Below are 21,507 nucleotides of genomic sequence, written 5' to 3'. Positions count from 1 at the left end.
ACAACCCCTTACCCCGAGAGCTCGCGCAGCGAGCCGAGGCAGATGTCAGAGGCGAATTGGAAGGTGCTGAGCAAACGTGTTGCTACATGTAAGGCTGCGCCATTTCATGGTACAATGGAGCAGCCACAATGTATGTGGATATACTTCTCAGTGAAAAACTGAGCGCGGAGCGCTAGCCACTCCATTCGGGGGCGCAGCGCGAGTGGGGTTGTTTTTTGTATGAGAAGGTAGTTTTCTGACTTAATGATGAGTACAGAGGTAACGAAGAAAATGACTGATCGTATTCGAGAAATTTTAAGCTGGTATAATAGCGAGAATCCTGGTGTGCGCACCAATCTCGCGCGTATGCTCAATCATGGCCGCCTGGGTGGCACGGGCAAAATGGTCATTCTGCCGGTTGACCAGGGTTTCGAGCATGGTCCCGCGCGTAGTTTCGCGCCCAATCCCGCGGGTTATGATCCCCGCTATCACTTCCAACTGGCGATTGAGGCTGGCTGTAACGCCTATGCCGCGCCTCTGGGCTTCCTGGAGGCTGGTGCCTCAGAGTATGCGGGCGAGATTCCCTTGATCCTCAAATGTAACAACCATGACGTATTGAACGACGAGCGCGATCCTATTTCGGCGGTGACCGCGGGCGTCGAGGATGCGTTGCGCCTGGGTTGTGTCGCGGTTGGCTTCACTATCTATCCCGGATCCTCCGAGCGCACGATCATGTATGAGCAGTTGCGCGATCTGGCCGCTGAGGCCAAGGCGGCTGGTCTGGCCGTGGTGGTCTGGTCCTATCCCCGTGGTAGCAGCATCAGCAAAGAGGGTGAGACTGCTGTTGATGTCGTGACCTATGCCGCGCAGATCGCGGCGCAACTGGGCGCGGACATCATCAAGGTGAAGCTGCCCAGCGCGAAGGTGGAGCTGGCCGAGGCTCAGAAGGTCTACCAGAAATATGAGATTCCAATCTCGACCCTGACTGAGCGCGTGAAGCACGTCATTCAGAGTTCCTTCGATGGTCGCCGCATCGTGATCTTCTCCGGTGGCGCGGCCGCTGGCGATGACCAGGTCTTCAATGAAGTGCGCGCCATTCGCGATGGTGGCGGTTTCGGCTCAATCATGGGCCGCAACTCCTTCCAGCGCAAGAAGGAAGACGCCCTCAAGTTCCTGGGCACGATCATGGGCATTTACGAAGGCTCCGTCCAGTAGAGATAGCCCAACGCTACAAAAGTACGCGTCTACATATAACCATTATATGTAGACGCGTACTTTTGTAGCGTCGTCCCTTCCACGAGACACTATGAAAGGCGTCCCCATTCTAATGGAGGACGCCTTTGCTTCAGGCCATTTTAGTGGCGCATTACGCTTTTTGACTCTGTCTTGGAGCGAAACTAACATTCGGCTCCGGCCGGGCAACTACCAATACCACCTCAGCGAATCGTGCTGATACCGCCGCCGCTGCCGCCATAGCCACCCCAACCGCCACCGCCAGTACCACTGCCCGGACCACCCCAACCGCCGCCTCCGGTCCCACTTCCCGGGCCACCCCAGCCACCACCACCAGTACCACTGCCTGGGCCACCCCAGCCACCTTGTCCACCCCAACCACCAGTTTGTCCGCCCCAGCCATCTTGTCTACCCCAGCCATCTTGTCTACCCCAGCCATCTTGTCTACCCCAGCCATCTTGTCTACCCCAGCCATCTTGTCTACCCCAGCCATCTTGTCCACCCCAGCCATCTTGTCCACCCCAGCCATCTTGTCCACCCCAGCCATCTTGTCCACCACAACGGCTAGTTACGTCACAACCTCTCCAGCCACCACCCCAACCGCCGCCGGTTCCGCTACTTGGGACATTGACTGGGGTTCGACCGTACATGCCGCCTGGACCCCAGGCAAGTGCCTGGTGGTGAACTGCTGGCTTGGCTGGCACGCTCGCTTTGACACTGGCGGCTGACGCGGAAAAGGTTGTGCCGAGGAGCAACGAGAGCGCGCATAGCCCGCTAAATGCAATGAAGCAAACGGCCTTTGTGAAAAGACGTAGAAATCTCATCAAGTTTCTTCCCTTGCAATATCACACATAAAACATGTTAAATATGTTTTATTCGTGAAACTACTGATGAACTTTCTATGATAAATCACTACAATGACATCTTCCATCGGCTACTTTTTTGTTATATGGCTTGTGACAAACACGAGAAAACTGGCCTGACCCCAGCAAAAACAAGGCAGTTTGTCGCTGAAATGAGGCTGGCTCAAGCACACAAAAGGCGTCTCCGCCCGAGCGGAGACGCCTTTTGTGTGCTTGCCTGCTTTACTGCGTTACTACTTGCAAGAGAACACGATTATTCGGGTCAACGTGCTGGGGATCTATTTTGAACGAACCAAGCGCTTTGCCATCTGATGCTCGCAGAATCTGGATGGTGTTTCCTGGCAGGCTGAGATAGACCTGGTTATCATCTGCTGCGGGGGGATACTCAACGGTGATTGGGTCGTGGAAGGCATAGGTCCAGCGCTGCTTGCCTGTCTTCGTATCAAGCGCGACCAGCGTTTGCCCAGCCTTGTCGTTTTCATAAAGATTGGTGTATATGCCTTTATCGGTCACTGTGGGATAGGAACTGGCTACCCGTCTATGATACTGCCAGAGCAAGTTCCCGTCTCTGGCTGAGAAGGCATAGATGCTGCCTTTCTTCGACACAGTGGTGCCGTCAGTGTTCAGGTAAATGATGCCATTTAGCAATGTTGCTTCTGATGGTATATTGTCAAGCGGCTTGCTCCAGAGTTGTTTGCCGCTTTGAACATCATAGCCCTGAAGGAGGCCATTGCTCTTATCAATTTGCTCAATTTGGTGTGTTTCTATACTTTGCACTACACACAGGACGCCATCAACGAGAAAGCCCTGGATCGAGCTCTTCTGGAAGTCTGGATTATCAGAAACCTCATTCCGCTGCCATATGAACTGGCCATTCTGAGCGCTCAGGGCAAAGCGTAGAGAGCTGTGAGTTTCTGGTGTGTTTACAGCCCCATAGACTGCTGTGTCCGAGGCGGCCAATAGATTTATGAATGGTGGCATCGGGAAAACGGTGTTTGTTTTCTTTACCTGGGCTAGGCGTCGCTCCCATTTTTGAGTGCCACTCATGGCGTTGAGCGCTACGACCTCCAGATAGTTGTCTTTTTCTGACGAGACGTAGACCGTATTGCCAGAAACGGCAATACTTCCCATATTAGCGGCATTGTTTTGCCAGCGTAGCCTGCCGCTTGCTATGTCGAGCGCGTAAAGCGTTGACTGCTTACCGTTAGTACCCCAGATGTAGTAGGTGCCATCAATGACCTGACCAGGGAATGAAGAGAGCACAGGCTTGCTCCCGGATGCCTGAAATTGCCAGAGTGGGTGGTGGGTTTGCGTATCCAGGCGGTAAAGGGTCTGATTTACCAGGGCGAGCATGGCTGTTGGCCGGGTTATTGGACCTGCTTGCTTGTTGGGGTGCCTGCCTTGCTGGAATAGGAGCAGTGTGCTGCCAATAAGCAGGGTGACCACGATCACGGCGGCCAGGATGCTTAGCTGTCGCCTGAATGGGCCGCTGGCTTTCTGGCGTGTAGAGCTGGCCTTTGTTGCGAGCGTAAGGATCTTCGCGGATTGCTGGTATTGCTGGCCTGCCTGGAGGGTAGATGTTTTAGCTCGCTGCTCGGCGAAACGCTGCCAGACACGGTTTAGCGCTTCATCCTGTCTGGGTGGTGCGAAGTATGCCTGTACATCACGCACGCTTGTCTGAGCATAGATGTCGTTTGGTGTATGGCCACTTGTGGGCGTTGTCGCGAGGTAGCCATCGATCTGCTCATCGACTTCTGCGGGGAGAAAAAAGCTTCGCTGTTCTTCGTTTTTCATTGTACTCCTCCTTCCTTCTGCTTATAGAGGTCGCGTAGGGTGTTTAAGGTGCGCGAAAGCATGGTCCTCACAGCTCCTTCGCGCTTATGCAGCACCCTGGCGATCTCTGTGCTGCGCAACCCGAGTATGAAGCGCAATTGTAGTATCTCTTGCTGGATCGCGGAGAGATTCTGGATAGAGTTGTGCAAGGTTGTGTATGTTTCGCGGCGTAGTGCCATATTTTCTGGCTGTTCCCAACTATGGCCGGGGGTATCCTCGGCTCTCTCCAGTGGGAGGATGGAACGTTTGCGTGTGCGCCGGTGAAAGTCAAAGACGCGGTTGCGTGCCACTGTTCCCAGCCAGGCGCGTCGCTCATCCTCGTCCAGGTTCGCCAGGCGCGCTTCGTGCTCCAACGCGGAGAGAAAGACTTCGAGTAGCAGGTCTTCCGCGTCCTCCTGCGCGGGCACATGCCGCCGTAGATAGGCCAGCAGTTTGGGCGCACATTCACGGTAGAGTTGAGCACACAGCGAGGCGTCTCCCCAGAGGGGGAGCGGGATGGGAACATCCATGTTTCCTTTATGTAGCAACTTCTTTTCCTCGTTTGTATTTGTCTCTTGAGATATCTCAACCAATGCAACGTCAGAGTGGGCAAAACGTTACATGCCTGCATGTCCTACTCTTACCTTTTTCTCCTCCTGTAATGTATCCTGAGAATGAATAAACCTGCATGTGTAAAGAGAGGATAGTTGTATGTCAGTTGCACGGAAGTTTAGCGTGGAGGATCTCTGGTCGCTGCGCACGCTGGGGCAGGTCGCGGTCTCGCCCGATGGCAGGCGCGTGGCCTTTGAGATGCACTACGCGGAGCGCGAGGAGGATACGCTGCGCAGCGCGCTCTATCTCTTGCGCCTTGATGAGCAGGGGCAGGCCGAGGGCGAGCCACGCCAATTGACCAGGAGCGTGAAGAGCGAGTCTTTCCCGACCTGGGCGCCTGATAGCCGGCGCCTGCTCTTCCTCTCGGATCGCGAGGGGGAGCAGAACCAGCTCTGGCTGATTGATACCGATGGTGGGGAGGCGCGCAAGCTCACTACGATGCTGCATGGCGTCAACGAGGCCACCTGGTCGCCCGATGGGCGCTGGATCGCCTTTGCCGCCTCCGCTGAGCTAGAGGACGAGGACGACCTGCTCGTTGGCCTCAAGAGTCTCTCCGAGTCCGAGCGTAAGAAGCGTGATGAGGAGCGGCGCTACCGCCTGCGCGTCGTTAATGATCCTGATTACCGCAGTGATGGGCGAGGCTACTATGACACGCAGGCCCACCTCTTTGCCATGCCCGCCCCTGGCGAGAATGGTTCGGTAGATCCGGCGCAGATTCGCCGCCTGACGCGGGGACGCTATGAGCACGCTCAGCCCGTCTGGACGCCTGATAGCCAGGAGATCGGCGTCTTGAGCAACCGGCGCGAGGATCGCTTTATGGGCATCTGGGTCCGCGATCTCTGGGCAATTGATCCCGTGAGCGGTGAGGAGCGCTGCCTGACCGAGGGGAAACTGGCCATTGAGTCTTTCTCCTGGTCGCCAGACGGCCAGATGGCGATGGTCGTGGCGGACCAGGATGAGCGGATCGCGCGCAGCCTGGCCCGGCTCTACCTCGTGACGCGCCGGGGAAATGTTGGCGACCGCACGCTACTGCTGACTCCTGACCTGGATCTGGCAACCTCGGCCTGGGTTGGCGGCCACTTCGGCATGCCTGGCCCCTACAAGCCCCAGTGGAGCCACGATGGGCAGGCCATCTATTTTATCGCCTCCGAGCGTGGGCAGGCACATGTCTACCGTCTGGAGGTCGTCTGGCGCACGTTGAAGAAGCTGACGAGCGAGGGTATTACGTATTATCTGCACCTTCTGCCGGGGGAGCGTGGTCTGCTGGTGGCGCAGGAGCAGGCACAGCATCCCTGTGAGTTCTATCGCTTGCCCCTGGAGGGCGAGGGCGAGCCAAAGCGCCTGACCAGGCTCTACGACGATCTCATGCGCGACCTTACCTGGCCGAGAGTCGAGAAATTCAGCTACGAGGGCGCGGAGGGCGAGGAGATCGATGGCTGGCTGGTCTATCCCATCGGGGCGAAAGAGGGGGTGCGCTACCCGCTGCTGGTGCAGATCCATGGCGGTCCTCACTGGGGCTATGGTGATGGGCGTAGTCCCTATGACGCCTATCTCGCGGCGCGGGGCTATGCCATCTTCTATTGCAATCCTCATGGCAGTACCGGGCATGGTGAGGCCTTCCTGCGTGGCGTGCTGGGTGACTGGGGCGGCAAGGACTTCGAGGATATCATGCGCGGCGTGGATGCCTGCATCGAGCGGGGTGTGGCCGACCCTGAGCGTCTCGTGGTCACGGGCTATAGCTATGGCGGCTACATGACCATGTATATCATCGGGCATACCGAGCGCTTCAAGGCGGCAGTACCACGCGCGGGTATCTCCAACCTGGCCAGCTTCGTCGGCACCTCTGATATTGGTCCCTGGATGACCTATGAGTCCAAAGGCTTTCCCTGGGACGAGGAGCGCGCCGCCTATTACTATGAGCGCTCGCCGCTCAACGCCGCTGCCCGTGTCACCACGCCCACGCGCTTCATCCATCCCGAGAACGACCTGCGCTGCCCCAGCGAACAATCCGAGCAGTTCTACATGGCGCTGAAACTCATGGGCCAGGTCCCCGTCGACCTGGTACGCGTCCCCGGTGCCTGGCACGGTGGTACTCCCAAACCCAGCCAATCCATGTCCATGCGTGAGCACATGCTCGCCTGGTTCGAGCAATACATCCAGATTCACCCCGAGGAATATGAGGGGTAAGGGTGTGTGATGGTGGGCTGGCTCCGCCAGCCCACCATCACACACCCTTACCCGGTTACAGTAGCCGCGTATGCCAGTAGCGGGTGAGCTTGCCATGTGGCGGCGAAGGGATTATACTGCAGTCAACAGGCGTAGATACAATGTGAATATAACATAACTGGACATGTTTAGGCGAAGATGAAGGGATGCGGTGCTATGGATGAAGGTAATAAGAGATCGCGCAAAGAGAAACTGACGCCAGGACTGAGTGGCGAAAGCGATCTGGCAAAATTTATCAAGATTATTGCTCCCGACGATCCCCTGCTCAAAGAGCTGATGCTTGAAGAGACAACGCCCTTTGATCATAACCCATTTTTTACAGGGCGTGCGAGTGCTCTCAAAGAGATGCATAGCCGTTTGCGCTCCAAAGATACGGATATGCTGGCCCTGTGTGGCCCGGCAGGCGTGGGTAAGACGCAGCTCACGCAGGAATATGCCAACCACTACAAAAAGGAGTATAAGGACATCCTCTGGTTCAACGCTCGCAATCGCTCAACGTTCTTTGCTTCATGTAATCTGATCGCCTTCGAGGCTGATATCACAAGTTATGAGGATAAGAACCAGTCTGCGCTCATAAAAGATCTGCGCGCCTGGCTGGAGAAGCAGCACGACTGGCTGCTGATCGCCGATGATATCACGGACCTGGAACTGTTGCAGGAACTGCTGCCCGCCAAAAGCCAGGGTCACGTTCTGCTCACGACGCGAGAGCCATTGCCTGAAGATGTAGCAAGCACACTGGCAGTGGAGGCTCTAACCCCTGAGGATGGAGCCTTGCTACTGCTACGTCGCGCCTCCCGTATCGTCCTGGGGGATCCGCTGGGAAAGGCTTTACCTGAGGATCGCGAGCTGGCGTTGCAGATCGCGCGTGACCTGGCGGGCCTCCCGCTGACCCTGAACCTGGCTGGCGCTTATATCAAGGAGAGTAAACTCTCGCTAGCAGACTTTCAACAGATGTATCAGAAAGCGCTTCAGGCGTCGGTGGCTGTGTCACAGGAATTAGCAGCATTCTCACTTGCCTTGTTTGCTGTCTTCTCCTTGACCTTTTTTTCTATTGAAGCGCTTCACCCGGCTGCGCAGGCCCTGCTGCGTTTCTGTGCTTTCCTCGCGCCCAATGATATTCCCGAGCGGCTCTTTCAAGATGAGCACGCCTCTCTGGGGCCTGTGTTGGGACCTGTGGCCAAAAATGAGCGTGAGTGGAAGAAGACCGTAGACCTGCTGGCGAGTTACGGCCTACTCACTCGTGATAGCAGGAACGCCTGGTTCTCGTTGCACCCCCTGGTCCAGCAGGCTGTGCGTACATTGCTCCCTGAAAAGCAGGACGAGGAGAAGCCAGACAAGCGTCCTATCAGCGAGCGTTTGCGCACCTCGCGCATCAAGTATCCGCTGGTGACGAGGCGACAATGGGTGGATGCCGTGATTGTGCTCCTAAATACGTGCATGCCTAAAGGCTATAGCGTCGAACATTGGGATAAACATGACATTCTCCTGCCCCATATCGTACGCTGTCTCGACTGGATCAGGCAGGAGGAGTTCTACACCCATGACGTGGAGCAACTGACACGCCACGCGGGCATGTATCTCCTGGAGCGTGTGCGGCCGGCCGAGGCGGAGCCACTGCTGGGAGCCACCGTTGATATCACCACAAGGCTCTATGACAAGAGTCACCCCAACGTGGCTTTAGATATCAGCCAGCTAGGCGACGCCTACGCCCTTATGGGGCAGGCAAGCGAGGCTGAGAAGTGCTATAAGCGCGCCCTGGCCCTGATTGCGCGCAAGTCGAAGCGCCTGTTTCCGACTATGGATCTTATTCTACGGAGCGCGGCCCTCTTCTACCTGCGGCAGAAGCAGAACGCGAAGGCGGATGATCTCTTCCGGCGTTTGTTCTCGCCAACAGGCTTGCGTAAGGATGACCTTGACGATGAGATGTTGGCAATGAAGCTGAATCTGATTGGGCATGGGATTCTGCATGAGGCACGCTATGAGGAGGCAGAGGTCCTCTTTAAGCACGTTCTAGAGCTATTTGAGCAACAGGGGAAGTCTGATCAGCTTCCAGCCGTGGGTGCTCTAGGGAACCTGGCCCTCACCTACAAATACCAGGGACGCCTGGATGAGGCGGAGCCACTCTATCTTAAATCGCTTGAGATGATCACACCGCTCGTACCACCCGATGACCTCAACCTGGTTGGAGGGCGCTATAACCTGGCGAGTCTGTACACAGCCCAGGGGCGCTATGAAGAGGCCCTGCCGCTGATGAAGCAGTGCTATGAAATCTCCAGCCGGCGCTATGGCGCTAACAGTGCCCAGCTTGATAAGATGCGCGGCAATCTTGGTATGGTCTACAACATTCTCGGGCGCTACGAGGAGGCCGAGAAGCTCCTGAAGCAGACGCTGACCAATTATGAGAAGCGCCTGGGTGTGGGCCACCCCGAGACAATCGAATTGATGGAGAAGTACATGGACGTCATCTCCCATCTCTCTCAGGAGGAGGCCCAAACCAGAGCCTCGCGCCCTCTCTCCTTCAAGCAAGGCGGCAAGCATTCCGGCAAGGCCCACCGCAAAAAGAAACACAGGTAGCCGCGTACGCCAGTAGCGGGCCTGCTACTGGCGTACGCGGCTACTAGTTGTGGGCGGCGCTGGTGGGGTTGCTGAAGCGGGACTTATCCTGGTCGAAGTTGAGGGTGACCTCGCCGAGGGGCCCGTTGCGCTGCTTGGCGATGATGATATCGGTCTCGCCACGGCGCGTAGTGTCGGGATTATAAACCTCGTCACGGTAGATGAACATCACCACATCGGCGTCGTTCTCGATGCCGCCGCTCTCGCGCAGGTCCGAGAGGATGGGCACTTTAGATTGGCGTGCCTCCAGGGCGCGTGAGAGCTGCGCCAGGGCCAGCACGGGCACATTCAGCTCGCGCGCCATGGCCTTGAGTTGACGGCTAATGGTCGCGACCTCCTGCTGGCGATTCTCGAAGCCCTTCTTCTCGCCGGTGTTCACGAGTTGCAGGTAATCCACGATAATCAGCTCGATGTTATACTCAGCGATCCAGCGCCGGGCGCGGCTACGCATCTGGGTAAGCGTGATACCTGGGGTATCGTCTATGCGAATGCCGTGCTCGCCCAGATCTGAGAGCTTGCCGATGGTGGCGACAAGGGGTGCCCAGTGCTCGTCGTCAAAATCGCCCATGCGCAGCGTCTGCTGTTGAATACCCGAGTCCAGGGCCACGAAGCGCTGTGCCAGTTGCTCCCGGTTCATCTCCAGACTAAAGATGCCAACGCGCCTTTTGCCGCGTATCGCCGCGTTATAGGCCAGGTTAATGGCAAAGGCTGTTTTGCCAATGCTTGTGCGTGCCGCGAGGATGTTCAGGTCAGAGCACTGAATCCTCCTCTGCCTGGCGCCAGCGTGAGTCGCCTTTGGAAATGACGACTTCTTTTGTCACGGGAGTGTTACACTGGCGTGCCTGGCTCGTGAGCTGTTCGAGCAGGCGATGCGCGGCTGTTACCCCCATAAAGGTTGATGGCCGCCTGCTCCACATCCGCCAGGTCGACCATCTGCCCCTGTGGTATGGAGGGCGCTTTGTCTGGCGGTATAGTCTGTGCAAACAGAGGGACGATAACGTGCAGGCGCCCGACTTTTTGCGTGAACTGAAGGAAGGCATACGCTTCTACCGCGAGAATCACTTGATGCTAACGATATTTCTTTCGGTGCTCATCGCCACGCTAGGGACGGGCGCCCTGGACGCGATTCTGATTTTCTTCTTCCAGAGGCATACGCACGCGTCCGTGAGCCTATTTGGTACGCTACCGATGGCGATTGGCGCGGGCTCAATTGTTGGTGCGCTCCTGGCCGGGTTGCTGGTGCGATACCTGGGCTCAGTGCGTGTCTACTGGCTGAGCCTCTATATTACAGGCATCATGTTCATACTCTTCGCGTTGCAGAACACGCTCTGCCCCGCCTTGATCTTCCTGTTCCTGGTTGGCCTGCCGCTTGGAGCGCTCAACACCGCGCTTGGCCCCTTGCTAATGTACATTATTCCGCGACATCTCATGGGGCGTGTCGAGAGCGTGTTTAGCACCAGCCAGACGCTATTTAGCCTGACCTCAATCTCCCTGTCGGGCCTGCTGGCAACACTCTTTATCAGTTTCCATGCCAACCTGCTCACATTCATCTTCGACATATACGACACCATTTATATCATGGCGAGCCTGCTCTTCATCCTGGGCGCCCTTTACGCCATGCTCAACCTGCGCGGCCTGAAAATAATTGAAAGCAACTAACTTGTACTTTATTTCACGCCCTTCACCTGGTAAATCACGGCGGTGCCGAGGGCGAAGTAGATCACGGTCACAGCGAAGAGTGTCGTATAGCCAAGGTGGTTGGGCGTGTTGTGTAGGAGTTGGAGCAGGATGCCGCCGATGGCGATGCCCACGACCTGCGGTAGGATGCCCATGGCGGACCAGATGCCAAGGAACTTGCCTGCCTCGTCGGTGGGTGGCAGGGCGTCGGCGACGAGCGCCCAGTCCACGCTGGAGTAGGCACCATAGCCAATGCCGAAGAAGAGGGCGGCGATGAGCGAGATGCTGGTGGACTGGAAGAAGATGAAGAGGATGCAGACCAGCGTCATCATCGCGCCCGAGAGGTAGACCAGGCCCTTGCGTCCCCAGCGGTCGGAGGCCCAGCCCGCCAGCAGGGAGGTCGGCAGCGAGGCGATAAGCAGGACGGGGAGGAACTGCCCGCCGATAAACTGCTCGCCCGAGACGTGCAGGACGTCGTCGGCATAGTATTGTAGGAAGTAGAAGATGGTCCAGATGCCCATCTGTACCAGCAGGCGCGCCAGCAGGACCCAGGAGAGATCGGGATACTGCGAGGGCTTGAAGAAGAACTTGCGCATGAAGGGACCAAAGCGGAATTGCCGCCGTGCCTCCAGTGGTAGGGGCGTCTCCTTGACGGTCAGGATAGTGTAGGCCACCACGATGATCTGCACCACGGCAATGAGCAGGAAGATCCAGACGATCTCATTCTTATAGACATCCAGGGCGTCGTGCTTATTGATGATCAGGCCTGCGACGACAGAGCCGATGGCGGTCCCCAGCAGGAGGCAGAGGCCGTTGATGCCCGCCGTCAGGCCGCGCTGTCTGACCGGAACCTTGTCGGCGATGATGGCGCTCCAGGGCGAGTTGGCGAAGTTATTGCTGGCCTGGAGCAGCAGGAAGAGCACGGCGAAGGCGGGGAGCAGCAGGCCGGGACTCAGATAGGGCGCGAAGGCGAAGGCGATCAGGGCCAGGATATTGAAAATAGTGCCGATAAGCATAAAGGGGCGACGGCGTCCCATGCGGAAGGTCGCGTAGTCCGAGATGGCCCCTACCAGCGGGTTGACGACCACTGCGGCCAGCGTCCCCCACGCCACGACCAGCGTCAGATTGATATCCTTCTGCGCTGGATCAAGCAGCTTGGCGACCATGCTGGGAATGATAACGGAGATAATGGCGTTCCAGTGGAACTGGTTCGCGAGCCAGAAGACGTTGATGTTGATCTGCTCCAGGAGCGAGACGGGACGCGGCTCTGTCGCCAGCACCGGCGACGTGGCATCACTGCCAGGCTGTTCAGATATCTCCATGTTTAGATATCCCCTTGAATGTGCTTTAGAGAGATTAAGTTAAATATGCTGTATTGGCTATTATACTCAGCCATGTTGGCAGGAGTCAATTTAAAGGATCTGTAGATGTGCCGGGCGGGCATTTGCCCGCCCGGCACATCTACAGATCCTTTAAATAAGAAAGGCTTGTTGGGTCCTCATAAACGACCCGAACAAGCCTTCCCGTGTCAAGACGTGGTTAACAAGTGTTTCTTGGTGTACTACCAGATTACTTTTAGGAGGTTTCCTGGATTAGTAATTTTCTTTTCAGTGATTCTCTTTACATTGTAACCTCCGCTGCAAATCTAGCTGAAGTACATGTTGATTGTGCTTGTTAACAGCTCCAGGCGCCCGTGATGGTGATATGGGTGCCGGACGCGCCATTCACACCGGGCACGGTCAGGGCATTGAGCGTGCCAGAATTGTTGTCGCTATTGACCGTGGCGCTGCCCTGGGCATCGCTACCGTTGGTGGACCAGGTCTGCGAGCTGTTATTAAAATTCATCGTGACGTTTCCTGGCGACGACGGATCAGTGTAGGTACCCGGCCCATGATAGTGAGGGAAGAGGAAGTTCAGGTGATAGGTCTCGCCATTAAGCGTGCCAGTTGCTAGCATGGCCACGGCGCTCCCGTTGGGCGTCATACCACAGGTCAGATAGTTGGTAATTGTCAGTGTCCCGTTGACCGCGCCGCTGACGGTAAAGATATTGGCAGTGACTGGCGGGGTCGTCGGTGTGGGTTTAAATGAGTCTGGGCAGATCCAGTTGCCAGTGATGGAGATCTTTTTGCTGCTATCGACCTTGTCTCCAGGTACCGGAGTGCCAGCTACCATAAATTCGGGTATGTCCACGGCTGAAAGCGTTCCTGAGAGACTGCCATTATTGATGACGATGTTTCCATGACCATGACTTCCGTCTGTATACCAGATTTGTGTGTTTGCTTCATTATTGAAACCCACACCTGGCATCAGTTGGTCTGCTGTGGGTACTGTAGATGCGGGTACTGGATAGGTATAGCTACCAGGCTTCTCAGTATTAATTACTCTGATGTCAAGACTATAGCTCTGATTGTTTAGTGTTCCACCCACATCCATGACGTATCCAAAGCCGTCTTTAGTCGGACTATATCCGCAATCATTATAGTGGAGATTGGTCAAGGTGCCGTTGAGCGCGCCCGTGACGATAAAGGTGTTTGGGCCTGCCTGGGTGCTGACGTTGGCGTTATGTCCGGTGGCGGTCGACGCAGGATGCTTGCTGGCCTGCTGTTGGCGCTGCTGGTTCTGGTGTGCAAAGGCGAAGGCCCCGATGCTCCCGGCTGCGACGACGATGACGGCCACGATGGCTACAATCACCTTTGTCGCTGCGCTCGTCCCTCCTTTAATGGCGGTATGAGCCACTGTATGCTGCGCGGCGGTTTGCCCAGCCTGGGCGTGGGTCGCGCCCGTGTGCTGAGCTTGCGCGTTTTGGGGCGCCCTCGCGTGAGACGCGCTCCGCGCGTTTTGAGAGGCTGTAGATGCGCCCTGTGAGGCGTGCGTGTTGGCCGAGAACTTCGCGGCGGCGTTGGCGGCGGGCTGAGGGGTGGAAGGCGTGCCGGGTGCGCTGGTCACCTGGGGAGCCTGCGGTGTGCCAGGTGCGCCAGGCACCTGAGTACTGCCCTGGCCGCTCCCCCCTATGCCGATGGGTGGGATGGCTCCTTCTAGCGGCGGCTCTTCTTGCCTCCCTGCGTTCTTGATCTGTGCCTTGCTCGCTAGGCCCTCCGGCAAGATAAGCGTCTGCTCGCCTTCCGCTGGCTCATGCCGCTCGGTCGCCGTGATGTTCTGCTCGTCCTGACCACTTCGGCCACAACTACTACAGAAGCGCGCGTCCTCGGGATTTTCCGTCCCACAATATATACACCTGGACATAAGTGCTCCTTCTGAATATACAAATGTTGCCTCATTATGAAAGAGAGACAGCTTCTTATTTATCGCTCACGAGCGCATATAAGTCGCTGGCATATATTTCGTTAGGGGGATATGAGGCCGGGATACTCCACTGCCAGAGGCCTGCTCCACTATTGGGATTGGTACTCGTCACTTTATATTTGCTGGCTCCAACACTCAGGTTGAAGTTGCTTGCCTGGTCGGTGCTTGGATCGGTGCCTAAGATGTAAAGAGCTGGAGTTGTACTGGACGTCGATGCATATGAGATGATATTGATGGCGTAGAACTGCTTGTTCCACACCAACTTCCCCTGTGGGTCAAAGGCATAGACGGTGCCGTCGTCCAGGACGGCGTATGTATTGGTGTCGCTCCCCGCCCCTGGCTGGATGACAGTCACCTTCGCGGTACTGTTCCCGGTGGTATTGATGCCGCTGCTGGGCGCGGTCGCGTTGCTTGTCCAGAGCGAATGGCCATTCTGCAAGCTGTATGCCACAACTTGTGGCGTGTTGTCGCTGGCGGATTGCGATGCGATATAGGCCGTTGGCTGCCCCTGGTTGGTGGTCGAGAAAACAGCAAGCGTCTGGTTATCCGCGTGAAATTGGTTGGACCAGGCCACGCCGCCCGCGCCATCATCGGTCTTGATGGCGGCCAGACCGCTCTGGCTGGTAAAGGGGCTATCATCGCCGCCATTGTAGAGCAGGTAGACCAGGTGTTTGCTGACATCAATCGTATCAGTTACCGCGTATACCCCGTCGGACCAGATCTTTCGGCCAGTCTGTGGATTTAAGCCTTCGATATGTCCCTCTACACCAGGGGCAATGGTGATATCGACCAATATATTGCCAACAAGCTTTAATCCGCTCGTTTGCTCTGTAGACGTTTCTGTCTTTTGTTGCCATACAAGCTTGCCTGTCGTGGCATCATAGGCATTGACGCTGTAAGTATAGGTGAAGTAAACCAGCGAATCCGTCGCTTCAATAAAGGCATGTCCCCCGCCTAGAGAGTTGGCTGGATCGGTCTTCCAGGTGGCCTTGCCTGTCGTGGCATCGACCCGGTAGAGGGTACCCAGGGATGCCACATAGATACTGTTCCCGTGGACAAGGAAGGTGGTTATCTGATCAAAGGGAGTGCTCCACTTCTGCTGCCTGGTGCTGCTATCGAGTGCGGTAAGCGCGGGTTGTCCTGAAGTATTCTCGCTGGAGATATAGAGCGTTTGTTGATCCTCACTTAATGCAACCTGCGCCTTCCCCTGGGGCGTCTTCCAGCCCGGATGGCCAGTATCGGCATGGATCTGGTAGATGCCCTGCGGCGTTGTATAGTAGAGATAGCCGTTATCACGGTCTATGATTCTGGAGGGTTTTGGCGTTATCTGAGTCTTTGTGGGCGCAGAAGAGGCCGTGCTTGAGCCTCCGCAGGCGACAAGCGAAATACTGACGAAGAAGGCAAAGAGCGCCAGGAATACATGTTGCTTCCGATGCATGTGCTGCATTCTCACTCCAATCATGGTAGAAGACCTTTAAGTACGTATGTGCTGGTAGAATACCGTATGCAATATAAGTGTAAATAAAAAAATGCACCGTTTCGCAGTGCATTTTGGGGATATATAGGTATGTGTCGTAGAAGGTTGCGAGTGCAACCTTCTACGACACATACCTATATATGATTATTTACAGGCTCTACCCGTCTTGTCTGGTTGGTGCCTCTTCTGTTTGTTGCTTGATAAGGGAGGCATAGCTTGAATGGACCTCCTCGGTGAGCGGGTGAGTGTCGCCGAAGATCTCTTCGCGTATGCTCAGGGCGCGCCGGTAGAGGGTCTCGGCCTCCTGGTACCTCTGTTGGCGTGCGTAGAGGTTCGCCAGCCCCAGGCAGGTCCCTGCAAGGTCAGGGTGCTTGTCTGTCAGCTTTTGCTCGCGGATCTGGAGAGCGCGCAGATAGAATTTTTCGGCTTGTGCATATTTCTCCTGTACGGTGTAAATATCAGCCAGGCCACTTATGGGATGGGCGGTGAGTGGATGCTCTGCACCAAGCCTACTCTCACAAATCGCAAGTGAGCGTAGATAGAGAGGTTCAGCCTCGGTATAGTGTTGTTGCAAACGGTGAGTATCCGCGAGGTTATTGAGGATAATGGCAACTTCGGGGTGATCTGGACCACTAGTCTGTTCAATGATATGGAGCGCGCGCAGTAAAGATGTTGATGCTTCGATATAGTGGCCTTGTATTTCTTGTAGAGTGGCTAGATTAGTAAGTGAACGCGCAACGTGTGGATGGTCTGCACCGAATGCCTCTTCTGCTATATGCAGCGAACGGCTAAAGAGGGGTTCGGCCTCGCTATACCTCCCCTGCTCCGCGAAGAGGATGGCGAGGGCATTCAAGGAACGGCTTACACTGGGATGATGTATCCCCTGCGTTTGCTCAATCAGGTGCATGGACTCGCGATAGCATGGCTCGGCCTCCTTGTATTTCCCCTGTTCGCGGTAGACCTCGCCAAGGTTACTCAAAAGATAGCCTCGAGAAGCCAGGGACGTTGGCTCTTTCTCCAAAATGCGCAAGGCGCGCAGGAGGAGGGGTTCTGCTTGCTGGTGGTTTCCCATCCGCCCATACAGTCGACCCAGCCCGTGCAGCGTGAGTGCTATCAGGGGATGGTCGGGTGTGAGCATACCTTCGCGAATCTGCAAGCTGCGCAGAAAGAGCTTCTCCGCTTCCTGAAACTTTGCCTGGTGGTAATAGAGGTTAGCCAGGCCATCAAGCGCGAGCGCCACATCAACATGCGAGGGACTTAGTGCGCTTTCCCAGATATTCCGAGCCTGCTGGAGCAAGGGTTCGGCCTCGGTATTGCGATCATGCTCGACAAAATATTCCGCGATGCTGGTATAGAGAGAGGCTACCGGCTGAAAGCGCTGGGCCTCGCCTTCCAATGAAAAACACTGCTGCATCTGCTGGGTGGCCGCAAGCGCGTGTGGAAGCAAGCGTTCGCACTGCTCCCAGCTGGCAAATTCGACTGCTGATGCTGGAAAGATCTGCTGGATAATCCTGACGGCGCGCTCTGCCCAGAGTTTCTGCGTCCCCTCGCCGATATGCGCTTTGAGTACCTCCTGTACAAGGCGATGGATGCTGAGCGTCTTCTTCTGGCTATTGCGACGAATGAGGGAGTAGGCGAGCAGGTCCCTCAGGGCCGCCTGAAACTGGAGGGGGTGTTCGATAGCTGCCGCCAGGGGAGGCTCAAGCCAGCGTTGTCCCTCCAGGAAGAGGGTCTCTGGTATGTCATCGGGCGCGAGAAAGGCGCACAGGGTAAGGATCTCAATGGCGGCAGAATTTTTATTACGTTGCACTTGCTCAAAGGCGAGGCGAAACGTTGTGGTGACTGAATGGGGATGCTGGGCATGGGCGTCGCGCTCGTCGAGGAGCTGTATGGGATAGGTCTGAAAGAGGTGGAGAAAATCCTCCAGGCTGCATTGGGTAGCTTCGATATATGCGCCAGCCTGGTCGAGTGCCAGAGGCAGACCATCCACCAGGTCAACAATGGTCGCGGCAAGCTCCACCTCGCTAGCGGCGGCCTGGGTCATGGGGGAGTTCGCGGGTCGTATGTGCGTACGATGCAGGAGGAAAGCGATGCCCTCATCACGAGGCAGGCGCGAAAGCTCAAGGGCCTGGGCAAGATGCCCAAGGGTATGCAGACGCGTGCTAAACAGGAATGATCCCTGGCGCGTCGTGGGGAGGAATGGCTTGAGGACGCCAATATCTTCGACGTTATCAAAGATGAGGAGCCAATTCTTATGGCTGTTGAGCCATTGGAGCACGCTGGCAATGATTTTGTGCTGATCCTGCTCGTGCCGTTCGGGTAGGCGCAGAGTCTGAGCGATTGAGAGAAAGCTTGACGTAAGCGTCTCGCTGCTCTCGGCGGCCAGCCAGAAGGTGGCCGCATAGTGCTGATGATAGCGATAAGCGTATTCAAGCGCGACCTGCGTCTTGCCGATGCCGCCCAGCCCGCTTAAAGTATAGGATTGTGTGAGTGCCAGCGCCTGTCCTGAGGCGAAAGAGGTATGAAGCTGTTCCAGCAGCGCCTCGCGCCCGGTGAAATAATAATTACGTTGATAGGGAACATACCAGTAGGGCGAGACCGCCGTTAAGCTCGCCTCCAGGAGAAGGCGTGTCTGCTGATCATCGAGGCGGAGTTGGGTAGCAAGCTCCGCTACCATACCCTTGGTGTCGGGAAGGCGCTCGCCGCGCTCCCAGGCGCTAATCGTATTGCGATGCACGCCCAGCCTCTCAGCTAGAACCTGCTGCGCGATTTTCTTCTTCTTGCGCAGGGTCTGTAAGACCTCTCCAAAGGGGGCCGATCGTATATCATCCATGAATGAACCTCTTAAAAGATTTGCCTGTTTTGTCGTCTAAAAATAAGAACGAAGCAGGGGATAGTATGGACACTATCCCCTGCTTCGTTCTTATTTTATATTCTTAACGTTTGGGAGAGAAGCTATTCCCAGTTCTCGATGCCGACGTGGATGCCCTGGTTCTCCAGCCAGCGCTCGACGTCGATGGCGGCGCGACAGCCGTCGGCGGCGGCGGTCACGGCCTGACGATAGCGGTGGTCGGTGACGTCACCGGCGGCGAAGATGCCAGGGATATTGGTCATGGTGTACTCGACCGGATCGATATAGCCCTGGGCGTCCATCTGGACCAGGCCCTTGAAGATCTCGGTGTTGGGCTTGTGGCCGATGGCGATGAAGAGGCCATGCGCGTTGAGCGTGCTCTCCTCGCCAGTTGTGACGTTGCGCAGGCGTACGCCGGTCACCTCTTCCTCACCCAGGACGTCGGCGACCTCGCTCTCCAGGACGATGCTGACCTTCGGATTGTTGCGCGCGCGGTCCTGCATGATCTTGCTGGCGCGGAAAGAGTCACGGCGATGGACCAGGGTGACATGGTTGGCATAGCGCGTCAGGAAGGTTGCCTCCTCCATCGCGGTATCGCCACCGCCTACGACCACGACATCCTTGCCCCGGAAGAAGAAGCCGTCACAGGTCGCGCAAGCCGAGACGCCGCGCCCCTGTAAACGCTGCTCATTGGGCAGGCCCAGCCACTGCGCGCTGGCGCCCGTGGCGATGATGATCGTATGCCCCTGGTACTCGGCGCTATCGGTCGTGACCGTGAAGGGCTTCGCGCTGGTATCGATCTTGATGGCGTCCTCGGGTACCAATTCGGCCCCGAAGCGCTGCGCCTGCTTCTCAAACTTCTCCATCATCTCCGGTCCCATGACACCATCCTCGAAGCCGGGATAGTTCTCGACCTCGCTCGTCTGCATCAACTGACCGCCGGTCTGATAGCCCTGGAGCATCAGGACGGACATATTGGAGCGAGCTGCGTAGATTGCCGCCGTATAGCCCGAGGGGCCTGAGCCGATAATGATTGTGCCATAAACCTTCGCCATGTCTTCTCAATCCTCACTTTTATTTTGGAAGCTAAGTCTGCTTTGCGTATTGCCAGTGAATTGCTTTCGTCTATGAAAACAGCGAGCGAGCCCAATTTATGCCCGAGTTTTTCCTATAGGCTTGCCATATTGGGGTCGTATCAGAAAAATAAATCCCACTGATTATAACACGCACTTATTCCCCATCATAGGATGACCTCTGCGTAGGGGGGCACGCTGCTAAAGCACGCGCTTACATATCATGATGCGGAGCTTATCGTCCCATGATATATAAGCGCGTGCTTTAGCAGCGCGGGCTGTTATAGGTTGGGTGGGCTACCTCGCTACCCAGACGAGGATGCGGCCTTCGTGGTGCTGTTTTTTGTCGTCACCTGTGACAATGACTATCTGACTGGAGGCGATATATTTCCCGTTGGGGGACCAGGTTCCGTTATAGCCATGCTCTCCGAAGGTGTAGAGTATCGAACCGTTGCTTGCATCCAGAATCTGTAAGCCAACTGCTTCGACCTCGATGCGGCTGCCATCGGGCGACCAGTTGATAGAGGTAATTCCCCTCTCAGCTTTTAGTTGCTTGATCGCTTGGCCTGTGTGGGCATTGACAAGCTGGATGGCGATCCCCATTCCAGTTGCGCCCTCGCCGTCCACGACAGCCAGGCGCTGACTATCGGGTGACCAGCTCACATTGCGTGTGTTCGGGCGCTGCCATACCTGTGTCCAGGTGTTGGTGTTCCAGATAATGGCGGTGGATATCTGAGCATCCTGTGCCGATGGATAGACCAGTGTCACCAGCGAAGCGCTATCAGGCGACCATGAAAGGCCTGTGAGGCCGTGCGGGAAGTCATATAAGGTTTTGAAAAGGGTGCCATCCTTCACGTTCCAGATGAAGAGCGGGTTGTTTGCACCATATGCATGGTAGCTCGCGGCAATATACTTGTCATCAGGCGACAGGGTGAGGTCGCTGAAGTAAGATCCGCCCGAGAGCGAGACCAGGTTACTATAGAAGGTGCCATGTGGTGTTGGACTGCTCAGCAGAGGGGCGTTTGTGCTGGCTGTTCCGTTGGGAAGCGTAATAATTCTGATCCGTTGTGTCGTTTGGGCGTCGAAGACATAGATCTTTGATTGGGCCACGACCAGCAAGTTTTTGCCATCAGGCGACCAGGCGATGTCGCTGAGCAAGGTTTCACCGGGGGTCTGGTAGGTAAGCTTGTGCGCACCCGTTTTGGCGTCCCAACTGGTAAGCGTTGTCCTGTTGAGTGAGGCTGCCAGGCGCTTGCCATCGGGCGACCAGTGCAGGCCATAGTCCATGTCGTAGATATCAGAGCGATAGATAACCTTCCCCAGCGGCTCGCTTGGAGCGGTCTTTTGCGGGGCTGGCGTCTGCGTATGGGCAGCGGTATTGCCGGGAGCGTTTCTCTTCTGCTGGGCCGCGTTTAGCACGAGCAGCAGGCTGCCAACCACGGCCACAAGGACGAGGCAGGCGGCCAGGAGCGTGAAGGCCCTGGGAAGGGTTCTTGGCTTTCGCCCAGCTGGCGCATTCCCGGCGTTTATTCCTCTTTGCTGGCGTTGCTGGGGTAGAGATACGATGTTAGTGCTCTGGGGTGTTGTCGCGTTGAGGTTGCTGTGCAGTTTGTTCAGGACGCGCTGCAAGGATTGCTGGTCTTCATGCTCGCGCATGAGGGTCGGCAGGGACCTGGTGAGCCGCTGCTCTCTCTGTTTGGGGCCGCCCTCGTGTAAAAGCTGTTCTATCTGTTCGTCTACCTGTCCCGGTAGGAAGAAATCTTTGTGTTCTGCCATCATTGTTTGCTC

The 21,507-nt window shown here is 56.3% G+C and carries 14 protein-coding genes; 4 read left to right on the top strand and 10 right to left on the bottom strand.

What is annotated here, in order from left to right; translation table 11 throughout:
* The first annotated feature begins 270 nt into the window (after positions 1-270).
* Positions 271-1,194, top strand: a complete 924-nt coding sequence (locus KRAC_RS20645) for a class I fructose-bisphosphate aldolase (protein ID WP_007910393.1) — start codon at positions 271-273, stop codon at positions 1,192-1,194.
* 221 nt (positions 1,195-1,415) lie between these two features.
* On the opposite strand, the gene KRAC_RS74620 is transcribed toward KRAC_RS20645, so the two are convergent.
* From KRAC_RS74620 to KRAC_RS20630, 3 genes are all read right to left on the bottom strand, one after another.
* On the bottom strand, positions 1,416-2,036 hold the full coding sequence (locus KRAC_RS74620) for a hypothetical protein (protein WP_007910391.1): 621 nt from the start codon (positions 2,034-2,036) through the stop codon (positions 1,416-1,418).
* A gap of 261 nt (positions 2,037-2,297) precedes the next feature.
* Complete coding sequence (locus KRAC_RS20635; protein ID WP_007910387.1) at positions 2,298-3,869, bottom strand: outer membrane protein assembly factor BamB; 1,572 nt, start codon at positions 3,867-3,869, stop codon at positions 2,298-2,300.
* On the bottom strand, positions 3,866-4,417 hold the full coding sequence (locus KRAC_RS20630; RefSeq protein WP_040443958.1) for an RNA polymerase sigma factor: 552 nt from the start codon (positions 4,415-4,417) through the stop codon (positions 3,866-3,868). Before KRAC_RS20630 ends, KRAC_RS20635 begins: the two co-directional genes overlap by 4 nt.
* A gap of 181 nt (positions 4,418-4,598) precedes the next feature.
* On the opposite strand from KRAC_RS20630, the gene KRAC_RS20625 reads away from it, so the two are divergent.
* Together KRAC_RS20625 and KRAC_RS20620 are read left to right on the top strand one after the other, a co-directional pair.
* A complete protein-coding gene (locus KRAC_RS20625) occupies positions 4,599-6,686 on the top strand; it encodes a S9 family peptidase (RefSeq protein ID WP_007910379.1) in 2,088 nt (695 codons plus the stop codon).
* A 195-nt stretch (positions 6,687-6,881) separates the two neighbouring features.
* Positions 6,882-9,299 carry a tetratricopeptide repeat protein gene (locus KRAC_RS20620; RefSeq protein WP_007910376.1) on the top strand — a complete coding sequence of 806 codons (2,418 nt, stop codon included), beginning with the start codon at positions 6,882-6,884 and terminating at the stop codon, positions 9,297-9,299.
* 43 nt (positions 9,300-9,342) lie between these two features.
* Here the strand turns inward: KRAC_RS20620 and KRAC_RS20615 are convergent, their stop codons facing one another.
* A complete protein-coding gene (locus tag KRAC_RS20615; RefSeq protein ID WP_476629962.1) occupies positions 9,343-10,086 on the bottom strand; it encodes a DnaB-like helicase C-terminal domain-containing protein in 744 nt (247 codons plus the stop codon).
* A gap of 53 nt (positions 10,087-10,139) precedes the next feature.
* On the opposite strand from KRAC_RS20615, the gene KRAC_RS20610 reads away from it, so the two are divergent.
* Complete coding sequence (locus KRAC_RS20610; protein WP_007910375.1) at positions 10,140-10,997, top strand: MFS transporter; 858 nt, start codon at positions 10,140-10,142, stop codon at positions 10,995-10,997.
* An 8-nt stretch (positions 10,998-11,005) separates the two neighbouring features.
* Here KRAC_RS20610 and KRAC_RS20605 read toward each other — a convergent pair whose 3' ends face one another.
* The 6 genes from KRAC_RS20605 to KRAC_RS20575 form a co-directional block, all read right to left on the bottom strand.
* Positions 11,006-12,337 (bottom strand): MFS transporter, encoded by a 1,332-nt coding sequence (locus KRAC_RS20605; RefSeq protein WP_007910373.1) that lies wholly within the window; start codon positions 12,335-12,337, stop codon positions 11,006-11,008.
* A 352-nt stretch (positions 12,338-12,689) separates the two neighbouring features.
* The gene (locus KRAC_RS20600; RefSeq protein ID WP_007910369.1) at positions 12,690-14,258 is read right to left on the bottom strand and encodes a zinc ribbon domain-containing protein; all 1,569 of its coding nucleotides are present in this window, start codon (positions 14,256-14,258) and stop codon (positions 12,690-12,692) included.
* A 55-nt stretch (positions 14,259-14,313) separates the two neighbouring features.
* Positions 14,314-15,756: an outer membrane protein assembly factor BamB family protein gene (locus KRAC_RS20595; RefSeq protein WP_040443956.1), complete on the bottom strand. Its 1,443-nt coding sequence runs from the start codon at positions 15,754-15,756 to the stop codon at positions 14,314-14,316.
* Between the two features lie 196 nt (positions 15,757-15,952).
* The gene (gene fxsT, locus KRAC_RS20590) at positions 15,953-18,628 is read right to left on the bottom strand and encodes an FxSxx-COOH system tetratricopeptide repeat protein (protein WP_007910365.1); all 2,676 of its coding nucleotides are present in this window, start codon (positions 18,626-18,628) and stop codon (positions 15,953-15,955) included.
* Between the two features lie 122 nt (positions 18,629-18,750).
* A complete protein-coding gene (gene trxB / locus KRAC_RS20580) occupies positions 18,751-19,701 on the bottom strand; it encodes a thioredoxin-disulfide reductase (RefSeq protein ID WP_007910358.1) in 951 nt (316 codons plus the stop codon).
* A gap of 315 nt (positions 19,702-20,016) precedes the next feature.
* Positions 20,017-21,498 carry a WD40 repeat domain-containing protein gene (locus KRAC_RS20575; protein ID WP_007910347.1) on the bottom strand — a complete coding sequence of 494 codons (1,482 nt, stop codon included), beginning with the start codon at positions 21,496-21,498 and terminating at the stop codon, positions 20,017-20,019.
* Between the last annotated feature and the right edge of the window lie 9 nt (positions 21,499-21,507).

The sequence above is a fragment of the Ktedonobacter racemifer DSM 44963 genome (assembly GCF_000178855.1).
GTDB lineage: Bacteria > Chloroflexota > Ktedonobacteria > Ktedonobacterales > Ktedonobacteraceae > Ktedonobacter > Ktedonobacter racemifer.
The sequence above is the reverse complement of the archived record's forward strand: the minus strand, read 5'-3'. Positions and strand labels throughout refer to the sequence as shown.

Coding starts and splice junctions, on each gene's coding strand:
- KRAC_RS20645 (WP_007910393.1), top strand. CDS start 271: ATGACTGATCGTATTCGAGAAATTTTAAGCTGGTATAATAGCGAGAAT.
- KRAC_RS74620 (WP_007910391.1), bottom strand. CDS start 2,036: ATGAGATTTCTACGTCTTTTCACAAAGGCCGTTTGCTTCATTGCATTT.
- KRAC_RS20635 (WP_007910387.1), bottom strand. CDS start 3,869: ATGAAAAACGAAGAACAGCGAAGCTTTTTTCTCCCCGCAGAAGTCGAT.
- KRAC_RS20630 (WP_040443958.1), bottom strand. CDS start 4,417: ATGGATGTTCCCATCCCGCTCCCCCTCTGGGGAGACGCCTCGCTGTGT.
- KRAC_RS20625 (WP_007910379.1), top strand. CDS start 4,599: ATGTCAGTTGCACGGAAGTTTAGCGTGGAGGATCTCTGGTCGCTGCGC.
- KRAC_RS20620 (WP_007910376.1), top strand. CDS start 6,882: ATGGATGAAGGTAATAAGAGATCGCGCAAAGAGAAACTGACGCCAGGA.
- KRAC_RS20610 (WP_007910375.1), top strand. CDS start 10,140: ATGACGACTTCTTTTGTCACGGGAGTGTTACACTGGCGTGCCTGGCTC.
- KRAC_RS20605 (WP_007910373.1), bottom strand. CDS start 12,337: ATGGAGATATCTGAACAGCCTGGCAGTGATGCCACGTCGCCGGTGCTG.
- KRAC_RS20600 (WP_007910369.1), bottom strand. CDS start 14,258: ATGTCCAGGTGTATATATTGTGGGACGGAAAATCCCGAGGACGCGCGC.
- KRAC_RS20595 (WP_040443956.1), bottom strand. CDS start 15,756: ATGCATCGGAAGCAACATGTATTCCTGGCGCTCTTTGCCTTCTTCGTC.
- fxsT (WP_007910365.1), bottom strand. CDS start 18,628: ATGGATGATATACGATCGGCCCCCTTTGGAGAGGTCTTACAGACCCTG.
- trxB (WP_007910358.1), bottom strand. CDS start 19,701: ATGGCGAAGGTTTATGGCACAATCATTATCGGCTCAGGCCCCTCGGGC.
- KRAC_RS20575 (WP_007910347.1), bottom strand. CDS start 21,498: ATGATGGCAGAACACAAAGATTTCTTCCTACCGGGACAGGTAGACGAA.